Raw genomic sequence first — 17,672 nt, forward strand, 5'->3', positions numbered from 1 at the left:
GCCTCGGCGGGGCTCAGCCCCAGACGATGCTGTGGTACTTCACCACGGTCGCCACCAGCGCGACCGTCGTCGCGGCCACCACCGTCAGGCCGGGCCCCCAGGTGGGGGTGCGGCCCCGCGCGTCGGTGAGCCGCCACGGCATCCAGCGCAGCAGCACCGCGCAGCCCGTCAGCGCCAGCGGCACGAAGTAGCGGCCCTGCACGCCGTCGATGATGTAGAAGCCCACCGGCGTGAACGACATGTAGAGCGTCACGTAGATCATCGCCACGCTGGCGGCCACGGTGAGCGCCACCAGCAGCGTGCGGCGGGTGGTCGCGGCGGCGGCGTCCATCCGGTCGCCGATGCCCAGGCTCACCGCCAGCGCCAGCAGACAGCCCAGCACCGCCAGCGCGGGCACATCGATGTAGGCGAAGCCCAGTTCGCCGAAGAACTGGGTGAACCAGCGCTGGTCGCGGTAGACGATGCTGTCGCGGAAGACGCCGAGGAAGCGGAACGGATCGCCGAGGATCTCGCCCAGCTGTTCGTCGGGTTTCACCGTGTACCACTGGTGGCGCGGGCGCATCAGGCTCATGCCGTCGCCGGTGGGCGCGGCGATCTTCATCCAGATCGCGAACGCCACCGCGCCGGTGCCCGCGAACACCCACGGGATCAGCCTGCGCCAGTCGAAGCCGGTGGCGGCGACCCCGCCGAAGAAGGCGAAGCGGCGCACCGGGATCAGTACCACCAGCATGGCCAGCAGCACGTAGGTCGGCTTGCTCAGCGGCAGCAGCAGGGTGGCCGCGAGCAGCGCAACGGTCTCGGCGCGGGTCAGATCGCGGCCCAGGAACAGGCCCTTGACCAGCAGCGCGGACACCAGCAGGGCGAGCGCGTTGGTCATCGTGTCGGCGGTGACGGTGCCCGCCTGGAAGATCGCGATGGGCAGCACGGCCACCGTGAACGCCAGCCACTGGATGCGGTGGGCGCGCAGCGCGTAGAGCGCGAACGCGGCCACCACCAGGTAACCGAGCAGCCCGGCCAGCCGGGTGAGCAACACGACGCCGCCGACGTCGAGACCGACCGCCTCGGCGACGCGGATGCCCACGGCGGCCGGCACGTAGGCCACCGGCGAGTAGGCGGCGGTGTTGGTGAACCAGATCGGGCGCAGCTCGGTGCCGATGTCGGCCGAGCGCAGCCGTTCGTAGGCGCCCGGGTCGGCCACCATCGCGCCCGGCTCCTCCGGGTTCTCCTGGTAGTCGTGGAAGGCGTAACCCATCAGGTCGTCGATGCCGGGCGGGATCACGCCGCCGTAGGCCACGCCGCGGTCGTCCTCGATCTCGGTGGGCAGGAAGCCGCCGTGGGCGACCTGGTAGGCGCGGCCGAACTGGGTGATCTCGTCGTGGCCCCAGAACGGCGGGGTGATGACGGCGAACACCGCGCCGAACAGCGTCGCCAGCAGGGCGAAGGCCAGGGTGGCGCCGCCGAACCGCCGATGTGCGCGGCGCGCGAACGCCCGGATCGGGGCGGTCCGTCCGGCCGGTTCCGTTGCCGCGCCGGTCGTTTCGACGGTGGTCGTCGCCGCGCGCGTGCTCGTCGTGTCGGCCGTGGCCGACTCGACCGTCGTCGGGTCGGTGGTCGTCGGGTCGGTGGTCGTCGCCGAGTCGGCACCGGACTCGGACCGGTCGCGGCCGGTCACGGTGGATGGGGTGCCGGACGTGGTGCCGGACGTCGTGTCGGACGTCGTGTCGGACTCGGAATCGCCGGAGTCGGTGGCGGTGTTGCGGTCGGCGGAGGTCGTCACCGCGCGGTCCCGTCACCGCGTAGCCCGCGCTCGCGCACCTGCCCGTCGGCCGGCTCGTCCGCGCCGACCGCCGAATACCGCAGGTACACAAGGCGAGACGCCTCGTGCCGGGAGCGGCGGATGCCGTCGAGGATGAGCCCGGCGGTCCAGGCCAGGCTGCCCAGCAGCAGCAGGGTGAAGCCCAGGAACAGCGTCGGGAACCGCGGCACCTCGTGCGTGCGGGTGAACTCGATGACGATCGGCACCGTGAGCACGACCGACAGCAGCCAGGCCAGCGAGCCGAACAGGCCGTAGAACGCCACCGGGCGTTCGTGCCTGGCCAGGCCGATGATCAACGCCAGGATCTTGAAACCGTCGTGGTAGGTGCGCAGCTTGCTCTCGCTGCCCGCGGGCCGGTCCCGGAAGCCGACCGGAACCGAGGTCTGCGGCACCCGCAGGTGCAGCGAATGCACGGTCAGCTCGGTCTCGATCTCGAATTCCCGCGAGACCGCGGGGAAGCTCTTGACGAAGCGGCGCGAGAACACCCGGAAGCCGGAGAGCATGTCCTCGACGTTCTCGCCGAAGACCTTGCCGACCACGCCGTTGAGCACCTTGTTGCCGGTCTCGTGGCCCGCCCGGTACGCCGAGGCGCCCTCGTCCTGCTTGCGCACGCCGAGCACGTGGTCGTAGGGGCCCTCCAGCAGCGTCTTGATCATCAGCGGCGCGGCCGAGGCCTCGTAGGTGTCGTCACCGTCGATCATCAGGTAGACGTCGGCCTCGATGTCGGCGAACGCGCGGCGCACCACGTTGCCCTTGCCCTTGGTGTGCTCGTGCCGCACGATCGCGCCCGCTTCCCTGGCGCGTTCGGCGGTGCGGTCGGTGCTCAGGTTGTCGTAGACGTAGACGACGATTCCCGGCACGGCGGCCTGCAGGTCGGTGACGACCTTGGCGACGGAGGCCTCCTCGTTGTGGCACGGGACCACGGCGGCGATGCGAAGGTCGGTGGAGTCCACCCGGGTCAATCCTCATCTCGGCGGTGAAGGGGACACCGGGGAGGGTACACCGCTGGGGTACCGTCGCCGAGGTGTCCTACCCCGAGCATCCCGCCGCACCGGCCGAGAAACTCGCCGCCGCATCCGTGCCCGCGCCGGGGGACGTGCGCGCGCCGCTGAGCGCGACCCTCCTGGGCCTGCTGCGCAAGGGTGGCGGGCCGTTCCTCGTGGTCGGCGTCATCGGCTTCCTGGTCGACGCGGGCACCTACAACCTGCTGGTGTTCTGGATCGACGGCGGTGTGATGCGTCACGCTCCGCTCCCCGCCAAGATCATCTCCATCGCGCTCGCCACCGTGGTCACCTACTTCGGCAACAAGTGGTGGACCTTCGGCCACAAGCAGTCCGGCAATCCCGTCCGCGAATACCTGCTCTACGCGCTGTTCAACGCGATCGCCATCGGCCTGCAGCTCGGCTGCCTGGGCTTCTCCCGCTACGTGCTCGACCTGGCCTCACCGCTGGCCGACAACATCTCCGGCACGCTGATCGGGCAGGCGGTCGCGATGATCTTCCGGTACTGGGCCTACGACACGTTCGTGTTCACCGGGGCGGCCGAGGCCGAAGCCGAACAACAGGCCGAGGCCACCGGTCGCTGACGGGCAGAGCCCATCATCGGTTGATATCCTCGCTGCGCCGCGCTCGGCATACCGGGGCGTGTGGTCCCGTCGGCACAAAAATGAGGAATTTCGAGGACTTCATGGACCAGTCGGCTACCCAGGCCGTTACCGAATCGAACGACCACCGCATCGCCGCCGCCGCACCGGCCGCGCTGCGGGTCGACCATCGGGCGCCGGACCGGCTGGTGCTGCAACGCGGCATCTTCACCGGCCCATCGGCCAAGGTCAGCGACGAGCTCTACGCGGTGGTCAAGGGCAAGGCGGCACGGGAGCGGCAGACGCTGCGACTGGAGAAGGGCGCCACCGCCCACACCAACACCTACTTCGGCCGGTTCGCCGCCAGCTACTGGCAGCGCTGGACCACCGTCACCGAGGTGACCGCGACGATGACCCTGGAGGTCGGCAAGCGCGCGCGGGTGCGGTTGGTCGCCTCCGACATCGCCGGCCACCGGCGCATCATCGACACCCTCACCACCGCCGAGAGCGGCACGGTGGTGCTGAGCGCACCGCTGGACCAGTACGTCGACGGCGGCGCGCTGTGGCTGGAGTTCGACGCCGACGGCGGCGAGCTCGGCATCGCCGAACTGGTGTGGACCGCGCCCGCCCCCGAACGGGTACGCCCGGTCGCCATCGCCATCTGCACGTTCAACCGGGCCGCCGACTGCGCCGAGACCGTGGCCGCGCTGGCCGCCGACCCCACCGTGCTGGCCGCCATCGACGCGGTCTACGTCGTGGACCAGGGCACCGACCTGGTCGCCGACCGGCCCCGCTTCCGCGAGGTCGAGCCCGCCTTCGGCGACAAGCTGCGCTACATCCGCCAGCCCAACCTGGGCGGCGCGGGCGGGTTCACCCGCGGCCTGTACGAGGTGTCGGCGGTCAACGAGCACGCCGACGTCATCCTGATGGACGACGACATCCTCTGTGAGCCGGAAACGGTGTTGCGGCTCAACGCCTTCGCCAACCTCACCGTGGAGCCGACACTGGTCGGCGCGCAGATGCTGTTCCTACTCAACCCCGACTACCTCAACGTCGGGGCCGAGGAGGTGCACCTGCACGAACTGCGCCACGGCCAGAAGGTGCCCAAGGCGCTGCGCAACACCAGCATGCTGAAGAAGAACCAGGAGCGCCGCGTCGACGCCGGCTACAACGCCTGGTGGACCTGCCTGATCCCGGCCGAGGTGGTCGCGAAGATCGGCCTGCCGATCCCCATCTTCTTCCAGTGGGACGACGTCGAGTACGGCCTGCGGGCCCGCGAGCACGGCTTCGTCACCGTGACCCTGCCCAACGCGGCGGTCTGGCACGCGGACTTCTACTGGAAGGACTACGACGACTGGGCGCGCTACTTCAGCACCCGCAACTCCCTGATCGTCGGCGCCATGCACACCGACCTGGACGGCAAGGCGATCACCAAACAGTTCTTCCGCACCATCGCCGAGCACCTGGTGGCCATGCAGTACGGCCTGGTGCACACCACCCTGCAGGGCATCGAGGACTTCCTGGAGGGTCCGAAGGTGTTGCGCGACGGCGGTGTCGCCGCGCTGGCGGCCGCCCGGGCCCAGCGCGCCGACTACCCGGAGACGATCAAGCATCCGGCCGCGAATCCGCCGGTGCCCTCGGCCGAGATCCAGGTGCGGCGAGCGGGCGGCGAGCCGAGCCGGGCGCTGCTGGTGCTGGTCAAGCGGGCGGTCAACCAGTGGTTCGGCCGCACCCAGCACGGCCTGATCGGGGTCACCCGGGAGGACGCGCACTGGTGGCACGTCTCGCTGTTCGACCACGTGGTGGTCACCGATGCCTCCCAGTCCGGCGTCCGGGTCCGGCGGCGCGACAAGGCCCGCGCCCGCGCCCTGCTGCTGCGCACCGTCCGCGTGCTGCGGCGGTTGCGCCGCGAACTGCCCGCCCTGCAGGAGCAGTACCGCGCCGCCATGCCCGAACTCACCAGCCGCGCCAACTGGGAACGCCTCTACGGCATCGGCGCGGGCGAGCGGTCCTGAGACCTACAGGAACAGGTCGGTGGTGAGCGGGCCGTCGCCCGGCACCACCCGGTACTTGTCCAGGTCGGTGATGCCGTGTGCGGCCAGCACCTCGTCGTCGATGAAGAAGTTGCCGGTGGTCTTCGCGGCGTCCGCGGTGAGCACCAGGTAGGCGGCATCGGCGTAGATGTCGGGGGTGCGGGAGGTGGCCACCATCTCCTCGCCGCCGAGCAGGTTGCGCACCGCGGCGGTGGCGATGGTGGTGCGCGGCCACAGCGAGTTGACGCCGATGCCGTCGTTCTTCAGTTCCTCGGCCAAGCCCAGGGTGGTGAGCGACATCCCGTACTTGGCGATGGTGTAGCCGAGTGAGGCGCCCGCCCACTTGGGGTCCAGGTTCAGCGGCGGCGAGAGGGTCAGGATGTGCGGGTTGCGGCCCGCCCGCGCCGATTCCCGCAGGTGCGGCAGGCACAGCTTGGACAGCAGGAAGCTGCCGCGGCAGTTGATGTCCTGCATCAGGTCGTACTTCTTCATCGGCAGCGCGTCGGTGGGGGACAGGTCGATCGCCGAGGCGTTGTTGACCACGAGATCGATGCCGCCGAAGCGCGCGACCGTCGCGTCCACCGCCTGCTGCACCGACTCGTCGCTGCGGATGTCGCCGACGAAGGGCAGCACCTGCCCGCCCGCGGCCTCGAGTTCGGCGGCGGCGGTGTGGATGGTGCCGGGCAGCTTGGGGTGCGGCTGATCGGTCTTGGCGATGAGGGTGATGGCGGCGCCGTCGGCGGCGGCGCGCTTGGCGATCTCGAGCCCGATGCCCCTGCTGCCGCCGGACATGATCATCGTCTTGCCGGCGAGCGGCTTGTTCTCCGTCATCGACCTGCTCCTTCGTCGTCGGCATCCGAGCCCGGACGCGCTGTCGTGTCGCGGCGCCTGGCCGCGGCGGTCACCGTCCTCACGGTAGAGCCAAGTCCGCCGCTATGCAACTAGTTGCATAGCGGTCGCTGAGAAAGGGCACCGGAGGGTCTCCGATGCCCCTGTTCTCAGCGCCGGTTGTCGCGTTCGCGGTACCTGCGCCGCTGTTCCTTCACGATGCCGCGCCAGGCCCGATCACGCTCGGCCTGCAGCCGCTTGTCGGTACGCGCCGCCATCCAGGCGTTCTCCTTGGCCAGCTTGCGGTAGCTGGCCAGCCGCCGGGCGGTGAGCACACCGGCCTCGATGGCCTCGCGCACCGCGCACCCCGGTTCGGCTTCGTGCGCGCAATCGGAGAACCGGCAGCTCGCCGCCAGCTCCTCGATGTCGCTGAAGGTACGGCCGATGCCCTCGGCCGCATCCCACAGGCCGACACCGCGCAGCCCGGGGGTGTCGATGAGCGTGCCACCGCCGGGCAGCGGGCGCAGCTCCCGGTGCACCGTGGTGTGCCTGCCCTTCTTGTCGGCGGCGCGAACCTCGTTGGTGGCGAACACCTCCCGGCCCAGCAGTGCGTTGGCCAGGGTGGATTTGCCCGCGCCGGAAGGGCCGAGCAGCGCGACCGTCCCGTCGAGCACCGCGGTGAGCACGTCCAGCCCCATCTCGGCACTGGCGCTCACCGCGAGCACCGTGGCGCCCGGCGCGATCGCCCGCACCTCGTCGAGCGGGACATGTTCGGCCGCATCGGCTTTGGTGAGCACGACGACCGGCTGGGCGCCGCTCTCCCAGACCAGCGCGAGCATCCGTTCGATCCGGCCCAGGTCCACGTCGCCGTCGGCGGCCGTGCAGATCAGCACGGTGTCGACATTGGCGGCCAGCACCTGGCCCTCCGAACGCCCGGACGCCGCCGAGCGCACGATGGCGGTGTGGCGCGGCAGCAGCGCGCGCACCTCGCCGCGGGCGTCCACACTCACCCAGTCACCGGTGCACAGTCCGCTGACCTCGGAGTCCGCGCGCGGGCAGCGGGCCCGCGCCGGACCGGTGGGGGTGACGACATCGCATTCGCTGCGATCCATCCGAACGACCCGGGCCGGCACGCAGTCCGGGTCGATGAGCGCCGCGTACCGCGCGGCAACGGGCTCGGTCCAGCCGTAGGGGACCAGCAGGTCGTGGTCGACCATGATGGGAAGAATCCATTCGTCGGGCGCCGAACCCGACAACGGGTTCAGCGAGGGGAGTTCGAGGGGGAGAACGGCATGGCAGCGGCCGACACGGCCCGCCGCCCGGCAATCCGGACGACCGTCACGCGCTCCACCTCCTCATCCACATCTCGCTGGTGACCCGAACACTCTCGCACGCGGCCGACCCGGCCCGCAACGTATTTTCCCGGCGACTTCTCCCCGGCGACCGATCGCCTCAGTCCGGCTTGCCGAACTGCTCGTGCCTGCCCAGCGAGCGCAGATGGAACCACTCGCGCAGGCCCGCCGGATCCCGCCGGGTCACCAGGAAGAACCAGGAGAAGCGAATCCATTCCTGCGGCAACAGCTTCCGCATGCCCGGCTGTGACATCAGGTAGCCGCGGTTGCGGTAGGTGAAGTAGCGCTTGACCGGGTCGTCCGGGTACTGGGTGTGCATCCGCCCGCCCAGGATCGGCTTGAACTCGGCGGCGCCGTTGGGATGCAGGTACGCCGTCTGCAGGCAGGTGCCGAACGGCAGGCCGGAACGCACCAGGCGCCGGTGTACCTCCACCTCGTCGCCGCGTACGAACAGGCGCAGGTCGGGCACGCCGATCACGTCCACCGCCGCCGCGGAGATCAGCGCGCCGTTGAACAGCGAGGCGATCCCGGGCAGGAAATCCTCCTCGCCGAGTTCGGAGCGCAACCGCCGCCACACCACACCGCGGCGCAGCGGGAAAGCCAGCCGGTCCGGCTCGTCGATGTCGCACACCACCGGCGAGACCTCGGCCAACCCGTGCCGGGCAGCGCAGTCGAGCAGGGTCGACAGCACGTCGGGGCCCTCCGGGCGGCCGTCGTCGTCGGCCAGCCACACCCAGTCCGCACCGATCGTCAACGCGTGCAGGATGCCGAGCGCGAAACCGCCCGCCCCACCGAGGTTGTGCGCCGAGCCCAGGTAGGTGGTCTCCACCGGCTGCTGGTCCACCAGTTCGGCGACCTCGGCCTCGTTGCCGTTGTCCACCACGATGAGGTGGTCGATCGGCCGGGACTGCGAGGTCAGCACCTTCAGCGATTCGGCGAGCAGCTCCCGCCGCTTGTGGGTGACCACCACCGCGACGATCCTGGCATCGGGACCGGTGCCCGCCGGCTCGGGACGCTCGCGCGTTTCTTCCGGCCCCTGACCGCTCATGTTGCGTTCTGCTCCAGTTCTCTCTCGTCCGCGGATCCCTCCGCGCGGCCCGCCCGCTCGGCAGCCATCTCCCGCAGCACCGTGGCCACGTGATTGCCCGCGTCGGGCCCTTCGTAGGCGCGCACCACTTCCTCGATGCCGCCGCGCAACCGGATCTGGCCGTGATCGATCCACAGCGCGGAATCGCAGAGCTGGGCCAGGAATTCGTTGGAATGGCTCGCGAACACCAGGATGCCAGACCGCGCCACCAATTCCTGCAGGCGCAGCCGGGCCTTCTTCATGAATTCCGCGTCGACCGCGCCGATGCCCTCGTCGAGCAACAGGATCTCCGGGTCGATGGAGGTGACCACGCCCATCGCCAGGCGCACCCGCATGCCGGTGGAGTAGGTGCGCAACGGCATGTGCAGGTATTCACCGAGCTCGGTGAAGTCGGCGATCTCGTCGATCTTCGACATCATCTGCTTGCGGGTCTGCCCGAGGAACAACCCGCGGATGATGATGTTCTCGTAGCCGGAGATCTCCGGGTCCATGCCGACGCCGAGGTCGAACACCGGCGCGACCCGGCCGCGGATGCGCGCGCTGCCGCGCGAGGGTTCGTAGATCCCCGACAGCAGGCGCAGCAGCGTCGACTTGCCCGCGCCGTTGTGGCCGACCAGCCCGATCCGATCGCCTTCCCGCAACGACAGATTGATGTCGCGCAGCGCCTCGACCACGACCACGTCGGACTGATTGCGCCCGATCGCCCCGCCCGCCTTGCCGAGGAACGCCTTCTTCAGCGAGCGCGACTTGGCGTCGAAGATCGGGAACTCCACCCACGCCTGGTGGGTATCGATACTCACACGGCTCATGTGCGGCTCCTATACCCAGTACGGCACGCGGGAACGGTATTGCTTCATGGCGAACACCGCGAGGATCCAGCCCACCACGGTGATCGCCCCGACGATCACCCAGTGCCGCAGCGCCTGCGGTTCGCCCAGCAGCGGTGCGCGCACGATCTCGAGGTAGTGGAAGGTGGGGATGATCTCCACCAGCCGGGCGCGTTCGCTGCCGGTGCCGATCTGGTCCTCGAGCGTCTTGGTGGTCCACATCACCGGCGTCAGCACGAACAGCATCAGCGTCATGCTGCCCAGGATCGGGGCGATGTCGCGGTAACGGGTGCTGAAGATGCCGAACACGATCGACACCCACATGGAGTTGAGGAAGATCAGCCCGATCGCGGGCAGCGCGAGCAGACTGGACCAGCCCAGGTTCTCCCACACCCCGAACGCGGCCAGCAGCACCAGATAGATCACCAGGTTGTGGGCGAAGAACAGCATCTGCCGCCAGACCAGCCGGTAGACGTGCACGCTCAGCGCCGAGGGCAGCTGTTTGATCAGGCCCTCGTTGGCGATGAACACGTCGGAGCCCTCGAGGATGCTGGCGGAGATGACGTTCCAGACGATGAGGCCGACGGTCACATAGGGCAGGTATTCGCGCAGCGGCTGGCCGAGCAGTGTCGCGTAGAGGATGCCCATGGCCGCGGCTTGCACGCCGGTGGCGATGGTGATCCAGAACGGGCCGAGCACCGAGCGGCGATAGCGCTGCTTGATGTCCTGCCAGCCGAGCGAGAGCCATAGTTCCCGCTGCCCGAACCCGTCGCGCATGTCGCGGAAGGCGCGTCGGAAGGTCTGTGAATCGGACACGATGGGCTCCGATGGCACGTGGGTGGTCTCGACCTCGTCGGCGGGCGCCGTCGACACGGCGGTGTTCACCGGAGTCTCCTCGGCAGAACGCACCGAGCTCTCCTCTGATTGCACTTGGCTCTCTTCAGGACGCACCGAGCTCACTTCGGAGTCGGGGCGAGCAGCAGCGGCGGGCACGGTGCACGACACTACCCCCGCGCCCTGCGCCGCGGCCCGATTGGTCCATCACCGACCGGGCCGATTTTCCCGGTTCCACCGGGTCACAGGTACTGGCCGGAGCCGCCCGTGTGGTGCTGGTCGCCGCGGGCCACCCGCGGATCGGCGATCTGCACACCAGCGGGCAGGGCGCCTTGACGCATCTGCTCGAGCTGGGCCCGCGCGGCCATCTGCTGGGCGAACAGCGCGGTCTGGATGCCGTGGAACAGCCCTTCCAGCCAGCCGACCAGCTGGGCCTGGGCCACCCGCAGCTCGGCGTCCGAGGGCACCGCCTCGTCGGTGAACGGCAAGGTCAGCCGCTCGAGCTCGGCGCGCAGTTCGGGGGCTAGGCCCTGTTCGAGCTCGCGCACCGAGGAGCGGTGGATCTCCTTGAGCCTGCTGCGGCTGGCGTCGTCGAGGGGAGCGGCGCGCACCTCCTCGAGCAGCTGCTTGATCATGGTCCCGATGCGCATCACCTTGGCGGGCTGCTCGACCATGTCGGCCAGCGATTCGCCCTGTTCCTCGCGCTCGTCGGCCTCGCCCTTCGCCGCGTCCTCGGCGTCCGCGGGTGCGGTGCGGTGGTTGCCCGCCTCGGCCGGGACGACCAGCGGCCGCCCGTCGGGGCCGACCACGACGATGGAATCGGGTGTCTCCTCCGAATGCGTCATGACCCCCATCATGTCGTGTTGTCGCCGGACGCGCTAAACCTCCCGCGTGCGCGGGTGCGCGCCGGAGGTTCGCCAGGCCGCTGCCGGGGCCGGCGGCGGCCGATTATCCTGTTCGGGTCCGTGTGGTTCGGATTTGCTGAAAGTCGGTTGCCATGCTGATTCCCGGGTCGCCCCGTTCCGGCCGGTCGGTGCACGACCGCGCCCGGACAGCGCGCGGTGCCGCCCGCCTGATCCGAGCCGTGCCGGTCGGGAACACGGTTACGCGGCCCCGGCCCCTGCCCTTAGAGTGGCCGATATGACTTACGACGTCGCGAGGGTTCGGGGCCTGATACCGTCCCTGGGCGACGGCTGGATCCATCTCGATCCACAAGCGGGGATGCTCGTCCCGGACGTGGTCTCGCGCGCCGTGTCGACCGGCTTCCGCACCGCGTCGTTCTCCCATCTCGGCCGCAACAACGCCGCGCGCCGCAGCGCCGCCATCCTCGATGCCGCCCGCGAGGCGGTCGCCGACCTGGTCGGCGGCGATCCGGCCGGTGTCGTCCTCGGCCCCGACCGGGCGGTGCTGCTTGCCTGGCTCGCCGAGTCGCTCAGCTCGCGGCTCGGCCTCGGCACCGGGATCGTGCTGTCGCGGCTGGACGACGAGGCCAACGTCGCACCGTGGCTGCGCATCGCCAACCGCTACGGCGCGCATGTGCGCTGGGCGGAGGTGGAGATCGAGACCTGCGAGATGCCGTCGTGGCAGTTCGAGGAACTGATCGGCCCCACCGCCCGGTTGGTCGCCCTGACCGCCGCCTCGCCGATCGTGGGCTCCGCGCCCGCGGTGCGGGTCGCCGCCGACCGCGTGCACGAGGTCGGCGGACTGCTGGTGGCCGACGCGTTCGGCGCCGCGCCGTACGCGCTCATCGACATCGACGAACTCAACGCCGACGTGGTCGCGCTGAGCGCCCCGGCCTGGGGCGGCCCGCAGATCGGCGCGCTGGTCTTCCGCGACCCGGCCTTCCTCGACCGGATCCCTTCGATGTCGCTGAACCCCTACGCCAAGGGCGCCGAACGCCTCGAGGTCGGCGGCCACCAGTACGCGCTGCTGGCCGGGCTCACCAGCTCCATCGACTTCCTCGCCGGACTCGACGACCGGGCCAGGGGCACCCGCCGCGAGCGCTTGGAGATCTCCATCACCTCGCTGCAGGACTATCACGACCAGCTGTTCGAGCACCTGATGGACACCCTCGACAAGATCCCGAATCTGACCGTGATCGGGCGGGCCTCCACCCGCATCCCGACGGTCAGCTTCACGATCGCGGGGATGCAGGCGGAGAAGGTCGCCGCCACCCTGGCCGACGCCCGCATCAGCACGCTCAGCGGCGTGCACGGCGGCAGCCGCCTGCTCGACGCGCTCGGCGTCAACGACGAGGGCGGTGCGGTGACCGTCGGCCTCGCGCCCTACACGACGCGGTTCGAGATCGATCAGCTCGGCCGCGCCCTGGCCGCGCTGGACTGAGCCGGCGGCTCACTCCTCGCGCACGCGCAGCACCACCTTGCCGAAGGCCCGCGAGGAATCCAGCACGCGATGCGCTTGCGCGGCGTCGGCGATGTCGAATTCGGCGTGGATCACCGGCACCACCGCGCCGTCGGCCACCAGCGGCCACAGGTGCCTGCGCACCTCGGCGATGATCTCCGCCTTGCTGCCGGTGCCGGTGGCGGGCCGGTTGCGCACGTTGGTGGCGTGCACGCTGCCCCATTTGCCCAGCAGCGCACCGACGTTCAGTTCGCCCCTGACCCCGCCCTGCATCCCGATGATCACCAGGTGTCCGTGCGGTGCGAGGGCGGCGACGTTGCGCGTGAGGTAGGCCGCGCCCATGTTGTCGAGGATGATGTCGGCGCCGGCCGCGCCCGCACCCGATTCCTGCGCGCGCACCACCTCGACGAAATCCTGTTCCCGGTAGTTGATCAGCACGTCCGCGCCCAGTTCGCGGCAGCGCTCCAGCTTCTCGGCCGATCCCGCCGTCACCGCCACCCGCGCGCCGCGCTGCTGCGCGACCTGGATGGCGTGGGTGCCGATGCCGCTGCCGCCGCCGTGGATCAGCACCAGTTGCCCGGCGTGCAGACCGGCCGTCATCACCAGGTTCGACCACACCGTCGCCGCGACCTCGGGCAGGCCGGCCGCCGCGGCCAGGTCCATCCCTTCGGGCACCGGCAGCACCTGGGTGGCGGGCACCACCACGCTTTCGGCGTAGCCGCCGCCGGAGAGCAGCGCGCACACCCGGTCACCCACCTGCCACTCGCGCACACCCTCGCCCACCTCGGCGACGACGCCGGAGCACTCCAGGCCGAGGATGTCGCTCGCACCCGCGGGCGGTGGGTAGTTGCCCTGCCGTTGCAGCAGGTCGGCGCGGTTCACCCCGGCCGCGACCACGTCGATCAGCACTTCGCCGTGGCCGGGCACGGGATCGGCCGCCTTGCCCCACACCAGCACCTCGGGTCCACCGAATCCGTTCAGTTCGATCGCACGCATGCCCCCATACTGCTCCGCCCCACCGCCGCGCACAGCCCGTACCCCGATGGCGGTGCGGCAGCCGCATTTCCGCGCGGGTTGCTGCGCGCGCCGGGGCGAGGGACTAGCGTTCCCGGCGTGAGCAGCTTCATCGACTTCCAGAACGAGATCTACCTGGCCGGTCTGGGTGGTCGGATCCCCGAATTGCCGATGACCCCCGAGGGTTTGGAGGAGCGCGCCCGCGAGGTGCTCGGCGCGTCCGAATTCGCCTACGTCGCGGGCAGCGCATCCTCCGGTCGCACCGCCGCCGCCAACCGGGCGGCCTTCGACCGTTACCGGATCGTCCCGCGGATGCTGCGCGGTGCCACCGGCCCCGGCAACCGTGACCTGTCGACGGAGGTGCTCGGCACCCGGCTCGCCGCGCCGGTGCTCACCGCGCCCATCGGCGTGCTCGAACTCATGCGGCCCGGCGGCGAGGTGACCGTCGCGGAGGTCACCAAGGAACTCGGCATCGGCTCGGTGCTCTCGACCGCCTCCTCCAGCACCATCGAGGAGGTCGGCGCCGCCGCGGGGGACTGGTGGTATCAGCTGTACTGGCCCGCCGACCACGACCTGGCCCGCTCCTTCGTCGAGCGCGCCGAGCGGGCAGGCGCGAAGGCGATCATGGTCACCGTCGACACCCCGAGCCTCGGCTGGCGTCCGCAGGACCTCGAGCTCGCGCACCTGCCGTTCCTGGTCGGCAAGGGCATCGCCAACTATCTCTCCGACCCGGTGTTCCGCGCCAAGCTGCCCTCGCCGCCGGAGGAGAGCGAGGACGCCATGCGGATCGCGATCCTCACCTGGGTGGGCCTGTTCGGCAACCACACCCTGCGCCCGGCCGACATCGCCCGGCTGCGCGAATGGACCGACCTGCCGATCGCGGTGAAGGGCATCCTGCATCCCGACGACGCCCGCGCGGTGATCGACGCGGGCGCCGACGGCGTGGTGGTCAGCAACCACGGCGGCCGTCAGGTGGACAACTCGATCGCCGCGCTGGACGCGCTGCCCGCGGTGGTCTCGGCGATCGGTGACCGCGCCGACGTACTCTTCGACTCCGGCATCCGCACCGGCTCGGATGTGCTCGTGGCGCTGGCGCTGGGCGCCAAGGCCGTGCTGTTCGGCCGCCCCTACGCCTACGGTCTCGGCATCGCGGGGCGCGCGGGCGTGCACCATGCGCTGCGGTTGCTGCTGGCCGACTTCGACTCGGCGATGGGTTTGTGCGGCTGCACGAGCGCGGCGGCGCTGGATCGCTCGCTCATCGCCACGCCGCACTGACCGGCGCGTACCAGAGGGTCTGGTTCGACCCCGTTTTAGAATCGCGGCGTGCCCATCCCGCCGAGCGACGCCGCGCCCGCCACCGAGCCGCGCTGGCTGAGTCCGGCCGAGCAGCGCGCCTGGCGCGCCTACATGGACGGCCACCAGCGCCTGATGGCCACCCTCAACCGGCAGCTGCTGCGCGACAGCGACCTCAGCTTCGCCGAATACCGGATCCTGGTGCTGCTGTCGGAGGCGCCCGAGCACGCCCTGCGCATGAGCGAGCTCGCCGACGGTGTGCTGTCCTCCCGCAGCAGGCTCACCCACCAGATCCGGCGCATGGAGGCCCAGGGCCTGGTCCGCCGCGCATCCTGCCCCGACGACGGCCGCGGCGTACTCGCCGAACTCACCGAGGCAGGCATGCGCAAGCTCGAATCGGCCGCCCCCGGCCACGTCGAAGCCGTCCGCCGCGACTTCATCGACCTGCTCACCCCCGAGGAACTCGCCGCCGTCCACCGGGTGTTCGCCCGCGTCGACGACACCATCGGCGCCCGCGAAGAGTGAGCGGTTAGGATCGGGGCACTGGAGACGTGGCAGAGCGGCCGATTGCACTCGCCTTGAAAGCGAGCGTCGCGAGAGCGACCGGGGGTTCAAATCCCTCCGTCTCCGCTCACTCTTCCCCTCGCCCGTCGCGCGCGGACCGGGCGTGCTGGGTACCGTTCGACAGATCGGTATCCGGTGACGAGCAGGGGTTGTGACATGCGCAGTGTGCTCGGCATGGTGGCCGCGGTCGTCGCGTTGCACGTGATCGGCTGGGGCACACTGCTGTTGTTCGTGGTCCCCGGCCATCACGTGGTGCAGGGCGCGGTGTTCGGCGTCGGCCTCGGCGTCACCGCCTACACCCTCGGCATGCGGCACGCCTTCGACGCCGACCACATCGCCGCCATCGACAACATCACCCGCAAACTCACCGCCGAACACCCCGGCCGCAGAGTGCACAGCGTCGGATTCTGGTTCGCGCTCGGCCATTCCAGCGTGGTCTTCGCCCTCGTCGCGCTGCTCGCGTTCGGCGTGCGTGCCCTGGCCCGCAACCTCGAAGACGAGGGCTCCGCCCTGCAACAGTGGACCGGCCTGTGGGGCACCAGCATCTCCGGCCTGTTCCTCATCACCATCGGCCTGCTGAATCTGGTCTCCCTGCTTGCCATCTGGCGGGTGTTCCGGCGCATGCGCCGCGGCGAGTACGACGAGGCCCGCCTCGAGCGCGCCCTCGACGACCGCGGCCTGCTCAACCGCATCCTCGCCCCCGTCGTCCGCCTGGTCCGCGCACCCTGGCACATGTACCCCGTCGGCCTGCTGTTCGGCCTCGGCTTCGACACCGTCACCGAAGTCGGCCTGCTCGTCATCGCCGGCGGCGCCGCCGCCACCGACCTCCCCTGGTATTCGATCCTGGTCCTGCCCGTCCTGTTCTCCGCGGGCATGACCCTGTTCGACTCCCTCGACGGCTCCTTCATGACCCACGCCTACGACTGGGCCTTCGCCCAACCGGTCCGCAAGATCTACTACAACCTCGTCGTCACCGGCCTGTCCGTCGCGGTGGCCCTCCTCATCGGCGGCCAGGAGATCATCTCCATCTTCGTCGAGCGACTGGACATCGAATCCGGCCTGATCGCCTGGATCGGCCACCTGGACATCGGCGAGCTGGGGTACATCATCGTGGGGTTGTTCGTCGCGACCTGGGCGGTCGCATATGCGGTGTGGAGGTTGGGCCGACTGGACCAACGGTGGTCGGACCGCTTGGTGCGGTGAGCCCCCACCGGTGCCCCGTGCGGATCGCGATAGCGCAACTGCCCGCTCGAACCAACGAGGACCGAGCACTGCCCATCGAGAACGCCCTGGTGATTATGGACGGGGCGACCTCGCATCATCCGGGCATCCCACCGGCCTCGGAATACGTCGACGCTCTCGGCGCCGCGCTCGCGCAGCATCTCATCCCCGATGCGGAGCTCCCACCCGCTCTGGCCGATGCCATCCGGGACACAGCGCGCGCACTCGGCCTCGCGCCGGGCCGGTCGCCGTCGAGCACCGTCGCGATCGTGCGTATCGCTGTGGAGACGGTGTCCGTGCTGCTCCTGGGCGACACCACGGTGATCGTCGGCAGGACCGACGGCAACCACGAGATCCACACCGACGACCGGCTGGGCGCTCTCGGCATCCCCCAGGCGGCCGAGTACCGGCGCCGGTTGGCGCACGGCTCCGGCTACGACGATGTGCATCGCCGGCTTCTCCGCGAACTGCAAGAGCGGCAGCGAGAACAGCGAAACCGCCCGGGCGGGTATTGGATCGCCGAAGCCGACCCGTCGGCGGCGGCCCACGCCATCCGGCTCGATATTCCGCGGAACTCGGTATCCTGGCTCGTCGCCGCCACCGACGGTGCCCGTGAACCGATTCAATCGCTCGGCATCCCGTGGACCGATATTGCCCAGCAGTCAGCCGACGAACTCGGCGCGCTACTCCGGACGTGCCATTCCTGGGAAGCGGAAACCGACCCCGACGGCCGCATACTCCCTCGGTCGAAACGACACGACGACAAAACTCTCGCGGTGGTTCGTCTGTAGCTGAGCGGGGCGGAATGCACTGCGTTCGAGAATTCCTGGCTACGGCCGAGCCATGACCGCTCGAGACCC

Annotated in this window: 16 protein-coding genes and 1 tRNA gene; 8 read left to right on the top strand and 9 right to left on the bottom strand. The window is 70.2% G+C overall.

Features of this window, described 5'->3' with window-relative positions:
• Positions 1-13 precede the first annotated feature (13 nt).
• Together CRM89_RS23015 and CRM89_RS23020 are read right to left on the bottom strand one after the other, a co-directional pair.
• Complete coding sequence (locus CRM89_RS23015; RefSeq protein WP_098086187.1) at positions 14-1,777, bottom strand: DUF2142 domain-containing protein; 1,764 nt, start codon at positions 1,775-1,777, stop codon at positions 14-16.
• Entirely contained in the window at positions 1,774-2,769 is a 996-nt protein-coding gene (locus tag CRM89_RS23020; protein WP_041559747.1) for a glycosyltransferase, read from the bottom strand. Before CRM89_RS23020 ends, CRM89_RS23015 begins: the two co-directional genes overlap by 4 nt.
• A gap of 71 nt (positions 2,770-2,840) precedes the next feature.
• On the opposite strand from CRM89_RS23020, the gene CRM89_RS23025 reads away from it, so the two are divergent.
• On the top strand, positions 2,841-3,401 hold the full coding sequence (locus tag CRM89_RS23025) for a GtrA family protein (protein ID WP_167547537.1): 561 nt from the start codon (positions 2,841-2,843) through the stop codon (positions 3,399-3,401).
• A 101-nt stretch (positions 3,402-3,502) separates the two neighbouring features.
• A complete protein-coding gene (locus CRM89_RS23030) occupies positions 3,503-5,413 on the top strand; it encodes a glycosyltransferase (RefSeq protein ID WP_011206743.1) in 1,911 nt (636 codons plus the stop codon).
• 3 nt (positions 5,414-5,416) lie between these two features.
• On the opposite strand, the gene CRM89_RS23035 is transcribed toward CRM89_RS23030, so the two are convergent.
• From CRM89_RS23035 to CRM89_RS23060, 6 genes are all read right to left on the bottom strand, one after another.
• Positions 5,417-6,262, bottom strand: coding sequence for an NAD(P)-dependent oxidoreductase (locus CRM89_RS23035; protein ID WP_060593835.1), 846 nt, complete (start codon positions 6,260-6,262; stop codon positions 5,417-5,419).
• A gap of 167 nt (positions 6,263-6,429) precedes the next feature.
• The gene (gene rsgA, locus CRM89_RS23040) at positions 6,430-7,476 is read right to left on the bottom strand and encodes a ribosome small subunit-dependent GTPase A (RefSeq protein WP_098087094.1); all 1,047 of its coding nucleotides are present in this window, start codon (positions 7,474-7,476) and stop codon (positions 6,430-6,432) included.
• A 235-nt stretch (positions 7,477-7,711) separates the two neighbouring features.
• Positions 7,712-8,659, bottom strand: coding sequence for a glycosyltransferase (locus tag CRM89_RS23045; protein ID WP_228786801.1), 948 nt, complete (start codon positions 8,657-8,659; stop codon positions 7,712-7,714).
• Positions 8,656-9,507: an ABC transporter ATP-binding protein gene (locus tag CRM89_RS23050; protein WP_011206747.1), complete on the bottom strand. Its 852-nt coding sequence runs from the start codon at positions 9,505-9,507 to the stop codon at positions 8,656-8,658. Before CRM89_RS23050 ends, CRM89_RS23045 begins: the two co-directional genes overlap by 4 nt.
• A gap of 9 nt (positions 9,508-9,516) precedes the next feature.
• Positions 9,517-10,398 carry an ABC transporter permease gene (locus CRM89_RS23055; protein ID WP_098087095.1) on the bottom strand — a complete coding sequence of 294 codons (882 nt, stop codon included), beginning with the start codon at positions 10,396-10,398 and terminating at the stop codon, positions 9,517-9,519.
• A gap of 203 nt (positions 10,399-10,601) precedes the next feature.
• The gene (locus tag CRM89_RS23060; protein WP_041559749.1) at positions 10,602-11,204 is read right to left on the bottom strand and encodes a bacterial proteasome activator family protein; all 603 of its coding nucleotides are present in this window, start codon (positions 11,202-11,204) and stop codon (positions 10,602-10,604) included.
• Positions 11,205-11,499: 295 nt separating this feature from the next.
• Here CRM89_RS23060 and CRM89_RS23065 point away from each other — a divergent pair, with 295 nt between their 5' ends.
• A complete protein-coding gene (locus CRM89_RS23065; RefSeq protein WP_060593833.1) occupies positions 11,500-12,702 on the top strand; it encodes a cysteine desulfurase-like protein in 1,203 nt (400 codons plus the stop codon).
• A gap of 9 nt (positions 12,703-12,711) precedes the next feature.
• On the opposite strand, the gene CRM89_RS23070 is transcribed toward CRM89_RS23065, so the two are convergent.
• Positions 12,712-13,716, bottom strand: a complete 1,005-nt coding sequence (locus CRM89_RS23070) for an NAD(P)H-quinone oxidoreductase (protein WP_098086190.1) — start codon at positions 13,714-13,716, stop codon at positions 12,712-12,714.
• 117 nt (positions 13,717-13,833) lie between these two features.
• On the opposite strand from CRM89_RS23070, the gene CRM89_RS23075 reads away from it, so the two are divergent.
• From CRM89_RS23075 to CRM89_RS23095, 5 genes are all read left to right on the top strand, one after another.
• On the top strand, positions 13,834-15,009 hold the full coding sequence (locus CRM89_RS23075; RefSeq protein ID WP_060593831.1) for a lactate 2-monooxygenase: 1,176 nt from the start codon (positions 13,834-13,836) through the stop codon (positions 15,007-15,009).
• Between the two features lie 48 nt (positions 15,010-15,057).
• Positions 15,058-15,552, top strand: a complete 495-nt coding sequence (locus CRM89_RS23080) for a MarR family winged helix-turn-helix transcriptional regulator (protein ID WP_011206753.1) — start codon at positions 15,058-15,060, stop codon at positions 15,550-15,552.
• 20 nt (positions 15,553-15,572) lie between these two features.
• Positions 15,573-15,657 (top strand) — tRNA-Ser (locus tag CRM89_RS23085).
• A 90-nt stretch (positions 15,658-15,747) separates the two neighbouring features.
• Positions 15,748-16,794: a HoxN/HupN/NixA family nickel/cobalt transporter gene (locus CRM89_RS23090; protein WP_216641983.1), complete on the top strand. Its 1,047-nt coding sequence runs from the start codon at positions 15,748-15,750 to the stop codon at positions 16,792-16,794.
• Between the two features lie 17 nt (positions 16,795-16,811).
• Entirely contained in the window at positions 16,812-17,603 is a 792-nt protein-coding gene (locus CRM89_RS23095) for a protein phosphatase 2C domain-containing protein (protein ID WP_127516283.1), read from the top strand.
• Positions 17,604-17,672: the final 69 nt, after the last annotated feature.

The organism is Nocardia sp. FDAARGOS_372, assembly GCF_002554515.1.
Taxonomy (GTDB): Bacteria; Actinomycetota; Actinomycetes; order Mycobacteriales; family Mycobacteriaceae; genus Nocardia; species Nocardia farcinica.